The following is a 12,172-nucleotide window of genomic DNA, read 5'->3' as shown; positions in this document are numbered from 1 at the left end:
CATCTCATTTCATTTATAGTAAAAAGTGCTCTATACTATAAAATGTAGACAACCTATGGGATGTACGTTGTCCAACAAAATTCCGCACATATGAGAGGAGTTTATAAAACTATGCGCTATGTTATTATAACAGGAACTTCACAAGGTTTAGGGGAAGCTATTGCCACGCAATTATTAGAAAAAAATACAACTGTCATCTCTATTTCTAGAAGAGAAAATAAAGAGCTTACTAAACTTGCAGAACAATATAACAGCAATTGCATTTTTCATTCCCTAGATCTTCAAGATGTACATAACTTAGAAACTAACTTTAAAGAGATCATTTCATCTATTAGAAAAGAAAATGTATCCTCTATTCATTTAATTAATAATGCGGGTACAGTTGCACCTATGAAGCCAATTGAAAAAGCTGAAAGCGAACAATTCATTACGAACGTTCACATTAATTTACTTGCACCTATGATTCTTACATCTACGTTTATGAAGCATACGAAAGGCTGGAAAGTAGATAAACGCGTTATTAACATTTCATCTGGCGCAGGAAAAAATCCTTACTTTGGCTGGGGCGCTTATTGCACAACGAAAGCTGGTGTAAATATGTTTACACAGTGCGTAGCAACTGAAGAAGTAGAAAAAGAATATCCATTAAAAATCGTCGCTTTTGCACCTGGTGTTGTTGATACAAATATGCAATCAAAAATTCGTGAAACAAATAAAGAAGATTTTATAAATTTGGACCGCTTCATTGCATTAAAAGAAGAAGGAAAACTATTATCACCTGAATATGTTGCGAAAGCTATTCGTAACTTACTAGAAACTGAGGACTTCCCTCAAGGCGAGGTTATTAGGATTGATGAATAATAAAAAGGCGTGCTATTTTAGCACACCTTTTTGTTCTACTTCTCTAAAAATATAAGCACAGACTCCGCAATTTGCTCATAACCGATTTCTTGATAAATTTTATTAGATGTCGGATTCGCTAGATCAGTATATAACGTAGTCGTCTTGTACCCTTCATCTAACATACATTGACTAAGTGCCGCTACACAATTAGATGCGTATCCCTTTTTCCTTGCTTCTTTCGGCGTATATACAAAATTAACTGTTATATTATTTTTAGTTGGTCTCGTTTTTGCAGCTACAGAAACGAGTTTCCTATCCACTTCCAAACCAAACAGTCGATTTGTAGTTATTAATGTATGCGCAGTTTGTTTTGCTTCTTCTTTCGTAGTAGGAAGCTTTACATCTTCACAAAATTGATATATCCACTGTTCTATTAATGGTAATTCATCATTATTTACTGCCCGGAAAAGTCCGTTCGCATTACACCTCTTCTTTACTTTGTTCAGCTCATACACACCTTGCTCCATTGCAACATTCGTTTTCTTATTTTCTAATACCGCAATCTCTTCCGCTAATTTCTGTACAATTTTCTTATTACCGATCAATCCAGGAATATCCGGGTATACTTTCGTTAACTCTTTTGCAAGTTCCTCAATAGCTACTCCTGCAATTTCAGAAGTTGCAACAATGATTTGTTTCTTCTCTTCTGTTTGCAGAAATACAACGGCAATTTCTTCTCCTTGTTTCGCTATCCCCATAAATATCGGTTCTTGGACCATTTGTAATACACCTAATATGAGATTGTTTTCCTGCTCATTCTTTTCTAGAAATGTTGTAACATCTTCTTTAAAATGAAAAATCTCTTCATATACATATAATTGAATCATCGACAATCTCTTCTCTCTATTTATAGTTTCATAAAGTATTGGCGATTAATTCACTAAATTCCTCTTTTACGATTCAACAATATTCAAAGTTAATGAATTCAAATTCGTTTCAGCTTGTAAAATTCTTTGTTTTTCCCTTTCAAATACCTCTTCTTCATTTTGAAATGACTCTTTTCGATTTTTAATCATGCGCTCCATTTCTTTTTTACTCGGTCCACCGTATACATTTCTTTTTTGAATAAAAGCTTCTGGCGATATAATTTCTTTCCACTCTTTTTCTAATAAATTTATTTTAAAATGTTCTTGCAAATACATATTTACATCTTTGAAGTGTAATTCATGTAGTTCTTTTTTCTGCTCCAATGACATATTTGCAATAGCACTTGCTGCATGATGAGCATGCCGAAATGGAATGTCATAATTTTTTGTTAAAACATCTGCGAAATCAGTTATCGTAATTGCATGTTTATAGGAACGACTTTTCAACGTTTCTTCTTCTACTTTCATCGTTCGAACAACTGCATTCATCATACAAAAAACACGAATGGTCTTTTCAATTCCTTTATATAAATACGGCTGCAAGTCATCTTCCGTATCGACAATATCACCAAATGGCGTATTATGGATCATTTGAAATACTGTAAATGCTTCTCCTAAAGCACCACTCGTAATTGCACGAGCGTGTTCAATTGAAACTGGATTTCGTTTTTGCGGCATTATACTACTGATTTGTACATATGGCTTTGCAACAGTAATACCGTCATATTCTTTCGTTGCTAACAACAAAAAGTCATGAATCCATCTACTCGTGTTCGTCATCATTACCATAAGTAGCGAGCTAACTTCCAATAAATAATCCGCCCCGGCAACAGCATCATATGAGTTCTCAATTACATTTGTAAATCCAAGTAGATGAGCAACTCGTTCTCGTTTAATCGGGAAACTTGTTGTAGAGAGTGCAGCCGCCCCCATTGGAGACTGATTTAAAAGTTGGTACGTTTTTTTCATTCGTTCTAAATCTCTTTGCATCGTATCATAAATTGCTAAAGTATAATGACCAAATGTTGTTGGCTGTGCTGGTTGTGTATGTGTATAAGCTGGCATAATCGTTTCCTTGTGATTATCGGCAAGTTGTAATATACTTTCTTGCAATAACAAATGATGCTCCATTAACCGTAGTACATATCGCCTTAAACTCATGCGATACATCGTTACACCCATATCATTTCTACTCCTACCAATATGCATATTACTTACAAAATCGCATTTCGCTTCTTGAGAAATTAAATGTTCGACTAAAAAAAAGAGGTCTTCATGCTGCTCTGTATATACCAATTTATCTTTTGGTATTCGCTCTACTTTTCTAAGTGCGTTTAATATAACTTTAGCTTCTTCTATTTTCATTAAACTTTCTTCAGTCAACATCGTAATATGTGCTTTATGCACTTGAAACATATCTTTCAATAAGTAATTTCGTTGAAAATCAAATACATGTTGTAATACACAATCCACATATGTTTTTCCAGGGAAATCAGCGCCTTCACTCTTTATAAACTCTTCCTTACTCTGTTTCATCACCTTTTCCCCTCTCACCTAAGTATTACTACCCATCATACCCAGAGATAGAAAAAAAGTGCTTGTACATAAAAATAAACTCGGTGCTCTCTGCACCGAGTTTATTTAATAAAAGTCGCATCATACTTATCACTTTGCAACACTTGGAAATGTAAGTTTGCTAAATGTTTCCGTATTTCTGCACTATCGTCTTCATTTAAATTATTCGCTAAAAACACAATTTCTGTACAGTTTCCACGTTTATCCATAGCGTAAACTGCTTTTGTCACCGTCCATGGTGTGTAACCATTCTTTTGCCCAGCATGTCTAAATGTTTTACGGTATTTCTTGGCACTCATGTCTGTTTCAACGATATTTGCCCATACTTTTTCTTCAGCCTCTGTCAAGCCGCCTTTATGGTTTGCTTTTTGAAGTAATACCATATAATCATTTGCGGAAGCTGCTGGTAATCTATCTGACCAAATTTTGTCGTAACGTTCCTCTAAATAAAGCGGAATTTCCTTCTGTAATAATGGTCCCTTCTTCTTTAAGCGTTCATGAATATTCATCGCATATTCACGATATTGCTCTTGAGACATTTCTTTTAACTTTTTTTCTATTTTATATTTTGGAACATGCAATTCTTTATGCAAATATCCCGGGATATATAAAGATGAAACGATTGGAAATAGTGGTTGATGTGCAGGAAGTGATAAACTTTGTAAATTCCGATTAATGTTATCTAATCCTAACAATTCCATTAAGTATTCAGCATTCGCATTCGAACTAAACTTAACCATTCCTTTTGCCACTTCTTCTAAAGAAACCGCTCCTTCAGTTATCTTGCCTGTCTTCTCCAAATACTTTTGCCATCTATCTTGTGCACCTCCATCTGTATTCGGAACATAATAACGATTCACATCATTAATCGAAACGAAACTAGACGAATCAATTTTCCCTTCAGTAACTTGTTTCGTATATTCAAGCGCCACAATTAATTTCATCGTACTAGCGACTGGCAATACAACATTGGGATTTACAGAATAAACAACTTTATCATTTCTCTTTACTAGAAGTGCACTATTTTTTTCATCTTTATGTTCTTCAATAAAAGATGCAATATACTGTGCATCATCATTATTTGAACTCCATACTTTTTTCACTAAAAAGTTACCCGATATTAGCAAAACGAAAATACCCACAATTACTGCGCATACTATAGTTTTTTTCAAGTAAAATTCCTCTCCTATTGTGTAACTCTTCTCTATTTATCATTAAAAAACAAATTAATGGAGATGGTCATTTAAATAACCATCTCCATTATTTTAACTTGTATGCTCCCATTATGTCTACGTCATAAATTTCACAAAATCCTCAAGAAACTTTTTATAATGTAACGACCAACCAATTCGCACCCAATTTTTTAATGCTTTTGCATCAGGTTGCGGCCGAAAATCAGCAATACTCTCTCCTTTTGCAATTCCAACTGTATCTACATCGACACGACGATATACATAGTCTAAAAGGGGTGGATTTGCCGCAACCATCATTGTAACGACGTCATGTACTGGGCTTCCTTTTATTTTCGGATTTAACTTTCTATAAGCTTTATAATAATACGTAAATATCGGCTCGATTAACTTATTAAAACTCGTTTTAGAGTGTTTCGTAATATATTTTACCATTTCCGGCGTAATAATTGCTTCCGATGTAACGTTAAGTGGTACTAATGTCACATTTTTAGCATTTTGCATAACTAATTGCGACGCAATCGGATCACCATGAAAATTCGCCTCTGCGACTGGTGTTACATTGCCAGGCATTAAGAAAGCACCGCCCATTATATAATATTCTTTCACATACTTCATCATCGGCTTTTCTAAAATAAATGCCGTCGCTAGTGTTGTTGATCTACCAGCATCGACTATTATTAATTCCCCTTTATATTTTTCAAGAAGATCAAAAAATGCACAAAAAGGCTTTATATTTGGCAAAAAAGTTTTTGGAGGTTTAATTGGCCCTAAACCGTCTGCCCCATGAATTTCTGGATAATACGTTGTAACATCTCCGGATAAAGGAATTTTCGCACCATTAATAACAGGTATATCTTCCCGTCCTGCCATTTGCAATAAATATGCGGCATTACTTGTCGCCTTTTCTTGTGTTACATTTCCATATCCCGTTACTACCCCAACAATATCAATATCAGGATGCAACAATCCATACATAATTGCTAAAGAGTCATCAATGCCTGGGTCTCCTAAAAATAACACTTTTTTCATCGACCTCAACTCCATCCCCTCAGTTGTTATTAATTTATGAATAAACGTGGATATACAGAATAAAAAAGAACAAATTCATACGAAAAAACGCAGTCCTATAAGGACTACGTTCTTCAGCTAACCTATACTGTTTTTTTTACAGCACTCATACTTCCAATAACATAAGCGATAAACGCAAAACAAATTGGGAAGACAACTGTATGTATACCGAACGGATTTGGATAGAAAAGATGAATACACATATATGAACCTACTCCAACGAAAATGGAAGCAAGCGCTCCTGTAGCATTTCCTTTCCTCCAATATAACCCTAATACGATTGGCCAAATGAATGCTGCTTCTAATCCACCGAAAGAAAATAAATTTAGCCATATTAAAAAATCTGGTGGTTTAATCGCCGCTGCATAAACGAGTAGTCCTACAATACCAGTAATCCACAAACTTCCTTTTTTTATCGTACTGTCTGCTGCATCTTTCTTTATGTAATTTACGTATATATCTTTAATAATTGACGAGCTTACAAGTAATAATAAAGAGTTTACTGTAGACATAATCGCTGCCATTGGTGCGGCTAAGAAAACTCCAGCTAACCACGGTGGCAACACTTCCATCGCAAGTAGCGGCATTACTTTATCTGGTACCGTTATACCTGGAAGTACTACTCTTGCAAATACACCTGTTAAATGCATACCGATCATAATTGTACCAACGACAACTGTTCCAATTATTAAAGCTTGGTGCATAGCTTTTGAATTTTTATAAGACATGGCACGCACGCTAATTTGCGGTAAACCTACAACGCCAATTCCAATTAAAATCCAAAATGATGTAACATATGATTTCGTTAAACTGCCATCTGCTCCGAATGGTGTAATTAAATTTGGATTAATTTGAACAAGTTCCTGCATAATCTTTTCAATTCCACCACCAGCAATGACAGTAGCAATTAAAATGATTGTCGTTCCAACTAACATAATGATTCCTAATAATGTATCTGATAGCGCGACTGCACGAAATCCACCAATTAATACGTACACAAGTACAGAAAAAGTAAATAAAAATAGTGCTGTTGTATACGATAGACCCGTTAGTGACTCAATTAATCGTCCACCGCCGACCCACTGGGCTACTGTCGCCGAAAATAAAAAGATAATAATACATAACGCAGAGAGTATAACAACTGCTTTATTATTGTATCTCCCTTTTAAATAATCGATAAGAGTAATTGCTTCCATCTTCCTAGCGATAATTGCAAACTTTTTACCGATAACCGTTAAAACGATATACCCTGTTACAACTTGAATCGCAGATAACAGTACCCATCCAAGCCCCATATTGTAAGCAATACCAGGGCCACCAATAAAGCTACTTGCACTACCGTACGTAGCAATCATTGTCATCGCTAATAATAAACCGCCTAGCTCACGCCCACCTAGAAAATATTCTTGTAAAAATTTATTATGAGCAGTTGCTTGCACGCGTCTTGAAGCATATACACCAATTAAAAATACAACGATAAACGAAATTATCATTGGAATGATTACATACCAATTCATCTATTATTCCTCACTTTTTTCTTCCTCATCGAGTGAAATATCTTGAAATACAAAACGAACAACTAAACTAAGTAAAATAACCATAACGATAAATCCAACGATACAGCTATAAAAAAACCATGTGGGAAAACCGAATACATATGTATATTCACTCGGATTTTTACTACCAAGCCCATAAGCGAATCCGTACCATATTATAAAATTAATAATAGCAAGTCCAAGACCAATTAACGCTTCTCTATGGGCTATTCGAAAGCGTGGATCATCATGATAATCTTTCATTTTTCCCCCTCCTCTCACGATGTATTATTGTACCATTGTTCTTCTAGTTTTTCCTACTAGAAAGCAAAAACAAGCAGGATTTTTTACAATCATATAGAAGGTTCTGTTACATTACATATTTTTTACAATTGTAACACAAATGAAATTTGAATTTTCAGTATTTATTAATTATGATTTTAATTAGAGGCTTTCCATCTAGTTTCCACATCCTTGATTTCGGAATAAGCGCCGTCTCGTACTGCGTTTACATTATATTTTCAAGGGGGTTATACAATGAGTCAACTAGCTGTAAATCTTCATGAAAAGGTAGAAAATTTTCTTCAAGGTACAAAAAAGTTATATGTGAATGGATCTTTCATTGAAAGCGCTTCCGGAAAAACATTTAAAACACCTAACCCAGCAACTGGTGAAACACTTGCCGTCGTTTCTGAAGCTGGTCGTGAAGATATTCATAAAGCTGTAGTCGCAGCTCGTATGGCTTTTGACGAAGGTCCTTGGTCTCGTATGAGCACTGCTGAGCGAAGCCGTCTCATGTACAAGTTAGCTGATTTAATGGAAGAACATAAAGAAGAGCTTGCACAGCTCGAAACATTAGATAACGGAAAGCCAATCCGTGAAACAATGGCAGCAGACATACCACTTGCAATTGAGCATATGCGCTATTACGCTGGCTGGGCTACGAAAATCGTTGGTCAAACAATTCCTGTTTCCGGTGATTACTTTAACTATACACGCCATGAAGCTGTTGGTGTCGTTGGTCAAATTATCCCTTGGAACTTCCCGCTTCTTATGGCAATGTGGAAAATGGGAGCAGCGCTTGCTACAGGATGTACAATCGTTTTAAAACCTGCAGAACAAACTCCACTATCTGCTCTATACTTAGCTGAATTAATTGAAGAAGCTGGATTCCCGAAAGGTGTTATTAATATCGTACCTGGATTCGGTGAATCAGCTGGACAAGCTCTCGTTAATCATCCACTCGTTGATAAAATTGCATTTACCGGTTCTACTCCTGTCGGTAAACAAATTATGCGACAAGCATCCGAATCATTAAAACGCGTTACACTTGAGTTAGGCGGTAAATCACCAAATATCATCTTGCCAGATGCTGATTTATCTCGCGCGATTCCTGGTGCACTTTCTGGTGTTATGTTTAACCAAGGACAAGTATGCTCTGCTGGATCACGCTTATTTGTTCCGAAGAAAATGTATGATAATGTCATGGCTGATCTCGTCCTTTATTCTAAAAAATTAAATCAAGGCGCTGGTCTAAGTCCAGAAACTACAATCGGTCCTCTCGTTTCCGAAGAACAACAAAAACGTGTAATGGGCTTCATTGAAAAAGGGATTGAAGAAGGCGCTGAAGTACTTTGCGGAGGAAATAATCCATTCGATCAAGGCTACTTCGTTTCTCCTACAGTATTCGCTGACGTAAATGACGAAATGACGATCGCAAAAGAAGAAATTTTCGGTCCAGTTATTTCTGCAATACCGTTTAACGATATTGATGAAGTAATTGAACGTGCGAATAAATCTCAATTTGGCTTAGCTGCTGGTGTATGGACAGAAAATGTTAAAACTGCACACTATGTTGCAAGTAAAGTACGTGCAGGTACAGTATGGGTAAACTGTTATAACGTCTTTGATGCAGCATCTCCATTTGGAGGATTTAAACAATCTGGTCTCGGCCGTGAAATGGGATCTTACGCATTAAATAACTATACAGAAGTGAAGAGCGTTTGGCTTAACTTAAATTAATGAGAAAGAACCTGACTTACCTGGTCAGGTTCTTTTCATTATGTATTCCTTTAAACTTGCAGTCCTCCGCTCACATTTAATACTTCACCTGTAATATAAGATGCGTATTCTGATGCTAAAAAGGCTGCTGCGTTCGCAATATCTTCTGGCGTTCCAATTCTACCAACTGGAATAGCGCCCACCATCTTTTCTTTCACTTTATCTGGTATCGTTTTTGTCATATCTGTATCCATAAACCCCGGACAAATCGCATTACAAGTAATACCGAAACTTCCAACTTCTTTCGCTGCTGTTTTTGTTAATCCTACAACTCCTGCCTTTGTAGCCGCATAATTTGCTTGACCTATGTTTCCTTCTCTACTAATTGAAGATATGTTAATAATGCGTCCATACCCTTGTTGTCTCATGTAAAGAAGCGCTGGTTGCATACAATAAAAAACTCCAGTTAAGTTCACTTGTAATACTTGTTCCCAAGCAGACTTCTCCATTTTATGTAACATTGCGTCTCTTGTAATTCCAGCATTATTCACCAAAATATGTAATGTACCAAATTTTTGAACCGCATATTCAATTAACGACTTTGCTTCATTTTGATTACTCACATCACATCGATATGAGCACACTTCATATCCTTCATCTGATAACTCACGTGTCGTCTTTTGTAGATTCTCTTCATTTACATCGCTAATTAATACTTTCGCCCCTAGTTTTGCATAAACCCTTGCAATCTCTTTTCCAATTCCCTGTGCAGCTCCTGTTACAACAGCTGTTTTCCCATTTAAAAACTCCATTCCTATCCCCCATTTCTATTACTTATACTGTATATTTCGGCTTTTTGCTTTCCAATTCCTCTTTGTATAAAAAAGTCTATTTGTGTCAAACTAACTTTGCAACGTCGCATAAACGCAAGGAGATTGTGTCGAATGAACAAAAAGAATTTCAAACAAAGCAAAGCAACTGATGGCATTGATGTTGAGTTCTCTCGCGAACTCGCTGACCACAATGACTTAGAAGCAAACGCACGTGCAAATGCCGCTGATGCACGTCAAAAACGCCAGTCAACCGAAAAATAAGGTACATCACAACCTTATTCTTTTCAAAAGGGACCTACTACCCAACAAAATAAACCGAGAGACATCTCTCGGTTTATTTTCTATATTTTTTTGTATAATGAGCCAAAGTAAGCAACGGATATATATGAGCATAACTATGATAACGAATATAAAACCCACCTGGTAAACCTGTTCCAGTAGGATATTTTTCATTTACATAAGGGTTGGAGAGCAAATATGAAATACCTTTTCGAATGATTGGTGTTTCTTTTTCATAGTAAGAAATGAGAGCATCTAACGCCCATGCCGTTTGTGATGGTGTACTAAACGGCAAAGTAACAAATCTTTTTTCCACACTACTTTGGCAAGATTCTCCCCAGCCACCATCTTCATGCTGTATATGTTCAAGCCATAAAGCTGCTCGTTTTAATGATGGATCGCTAGATGGTATTCCTAGTGACCGTAAACCAGTCAACACTGCCCATGTACCATATATATAACAAATTCCCCATTTCCCATACCATGATCCATTTTCCTCTTGTACATTCATTAACCAATTTATCGCACTTTGTTTTTGTTTCTCGGGCAATTCATTTTGCGCATATGTCCCAAAAAACTCTAGCACTCTTCCTGTAATATCTGGTGTAGAAGGATCTGTAATCATATCACTTGCATTTTCGATTGGTAAATTTGCTAATATACGGCTCGTTACCCCTTTTTCAAAAGCTCCCCAACCACCATCATTATTTTGCAATCCTTTAACCCAATTAACCGCTCTCTTCCAAGCATTATCTACATTTTCGTCCCCTCTACTTCGCGCCAGTGCTCTTAACACAGCAGTTGTATCATCAATATCTGGAATCATCGTATTCACATCCGAAAAGCCCCAACCACCTGGGAATAGATTCGGTGCATGTACACTCCAATCTACTTTCTTCGTTTGCTGTTTTCTTAGTAAATACGCTGATGCATTTTGAATCACTTTACTTGCTTTCGGAACTTGAGCTTCTTGCAAAGCATAACTGAGTAAAGCTGTATCCCATACAGTTGACGGAGAGTTTTGCAAATGGCTCCCTCTCTCCATCTTCCATATATAAGATGCGATTCCCGTTATAGCCTTCTGAATAATTGGCGATTGAATAGAATGCCCTAATGCAAGTAAAGCATAAATCATATAAAACGAGGCAGTTGCGTAACTATATAATGTTCCATTTTCATCAATACGCTCTTTCATAAAACGTTCTACTTCCTCATATCCTTTATGATGCAAAGAAAGTGGATACGTTATAATTTTCTTCACCTCACTTAATAACGTTTGAAAAACTGGAGACCGATCCTCCCGAAACCATTCTCCGCCCCCGCCTGCAATGTGATTTAAATTTGGCAATAACTTTTTCCCTACTCGAAATCGTTTATTTAAACACAACATCATCGGAATTAAATGGATACGTGCTGAGCTACTCAATTCAAATATACTGAGGGGGGAATCGTTCTGCAGAAACATTATTGGTGTTGGCAAATGAAAGAGAGAAGGATATTCATATTCTCCATGAATCGCTAATAAAAACTTCGTCATAAAATGAGCACGCGCCACCCCCCCGCGCTCATTTATAAACATTTCCGCTCGCTTCATATTCGCATCTTCTTTTGTATATTTTTCCGATGCAAGTAAGGCAGCATAAGATTGAATTGTAGCAGATAAATTACCACCCACTTCATCTTCATACAATTTCCATGTTCCTTCATTTGTTTGGAGTGATGCTAATCTTTTTACAAACGGTTCTATCTCTTTATCTCTACCTAATAATTTTAATAAAAAAATCATATGACAATCTGTTAGTGGCGCTCCTTCAAAACAAAACCGCCACGTACCATCTTGCCGTTGCATCGTTTGAAGTGCAGTTGTTCTTCTCGCTATTTCTTCATACACTTTTTCATATAATAACAAGTTACTCACC

At 36.3% G+C, this 12,172-nt stretch carries 11 protein-coding genes; 3 read left to right on the top strand and 8 right to left on the bottom strand.

The window, feature by feature from the left end:
• Positions 1–111 precede the first annotated feature (111 nt).
• A complete protein-coding gene (locus tag ASE54_RS09250; RefSeq protein ID WP_001271057.1) occupies positions 112–861 on the top strand; it encodes a (S)-benzoin forming benzil reductase in 750 nt (249 codons plus the stop codon).
• A 35-nt stretch (positions 862–896) separates the two neighbouring features.
• On the opposite strand, the gene ASE54_RS09245 is transcribed toward ASE54_RS09250, so the two are convergent.
• The 6 genes from ASE54_RS09245 to ASE54_RS09220 form a co-directional block, all read right to left on the bottom strand.
• Complete coding sequence (locus tag ASE54_RS09245; protein WP_000615511.1) at positions 897–1,730, bottom strand: GNAT family N-acetyltransferase; 834 nt, start codon at positions 1,728–1,730, stop codon at positions 897–899.
• A gap of 66 nt (positions 1,731–1,796) precedes the next feature.
• Positions 1,797–3,305 carry an argininosuccinate lyase gene (gene argH / locus ASE54_RS09240; RefSeq protein ID WP_014895313.1) on the bottom strand — a complete coding sequence of 503 codons (1,509 nt, stop codon included), beginning with the start codon at positions 3,303–3,305 and terminating at the stop codon, positions 1,797–1,799.
• 101 nt (positions 3,306–3,406) lie between these two features.
• Positions 3,407–4,516, bottom strand: a complete 1,110-nt coding sequence (locus ASE54_RS09235) for a serine hydrolase (RefSeq protein WP_000751367.1) — start codon at positions 4,514–4,516, stop codon at positions 3,407–3,409.
• 117 nt (positions 4,517–4,633) lie between these two features.
• Positions 4,634–5,566, bottom strand: a complete 933-nt coding sequence (locus tag ASE54_RS09230; protein ID WP_000756462.1) for a nucleoside hydrolase — start codon at positions 5,564–5,566, stop codon at positions 4,634–4,636.
• Positions 5,567–5,688: 122 nt separating this feature from the next.
• Positions 5,689–7,122 carry a sodium/pantothenate symporter gene (panF, locus tag ASE54_RS09225; protein WP_001104822.1) on the bottom strand — a complete coding sequence of 478 codons (1,434 nt, stop codon included), beginning with the start codon at positions 7,120–7,122 and terminating at the stop codon, positions 5,689–5,691.
• Positions 7,123–7,125: 3 nt separating this feature from the next.
• Positions 7,126–7,404 carry a DUF997 family protein gene (locus ASE54_RS09220; RefSeq protein WP_000656243.1) on the bottom strand — a complete coding sequence of 93 codons (279 nt, stop codon included), beginning with the start codon at positions 7,402–7,404 and terminating at the stop codon, positions 7,126–7,128.
• A gap of 273 nt (positions 7,405–7,677) precedes the next feature.
• On the opposite strand from ASE54_RS09220, the gene dhaS reads away from it, so the two are divergent.
• Positions 7,678–9,162: an aldehyde dehydrogenase DhaS gene (dhaS, locus tag ASE54_RS09215; protein WP_000080306.1), complete on the top strand. Its 1,485-nt coding sequence runs from the start codon at positions 7,678–7,680 to the stop codon at positions 9,160–9,162.
• A gap of 50 nt (positions 9,163–9,212) precedes the next feature.
• On the opposite strand, the gene fabG is transcribed toward dhaS, so the two are convergent.
• On the bottom strand, positions 9,213–9,953 hold the full coding sequence (gene fabG / locus ASE54_RS09210; RefSeq protein WP_000395038.1) for a 3-oxoacyl-ACP reductase FabG: 741 nt from the start codon (positions 9,951–9,953) through the stop codon (positions 9,213–9,215).
• Between the two features lie 132 nt (positions 9,954–10,085).
• Here fabG and ASE54_RS09205 point away from each other — a divergent pair, with 132 nt between their 5' ends.
• The gene (locus tag ASE54_RS09205) at positions 10,086–10,235 is read left to right on the top strand and encodes a YfhD family protein (protein ID WP_001035815.1); all 150 of its coding nucleotides are present in this window, start codon (positions 10,086–10,088) and stop codon (positions 10,233–10,235) included.
• Between the two features lie 73 nt (positions 10,236–10,308).
• On the opposite strand, the gene ASE54_RS09200 is transcribed toward ASE54_RS09205, so the two are convergent.
• Positions 10,309–12,162, bottom strand: coding sequence for a prenyltransferase/squalene oxidase repeat-containing protein (locus ASE54_RS09200; protein ID WP_000928168.1), 1,854 nt, complete (start codon positions 12,160–12,162; stop codon positions 10,309–10,311).
• Between the last annotated feature and the right edge of the window lie 10 nt (positions 12,163–12,172).

The organism is Bacillus sp. Root131, assembly GCF_001429475.1.
Lineage (GTDB): Bacteria > Bacillota > Bacilli > Bacillales > Bacillaceae_G > Bacillus_A > Bacillus_A thuringiensis_S.
This window is presented reverse-complemented; position numbering and strand designations above follow the sequence as displayed.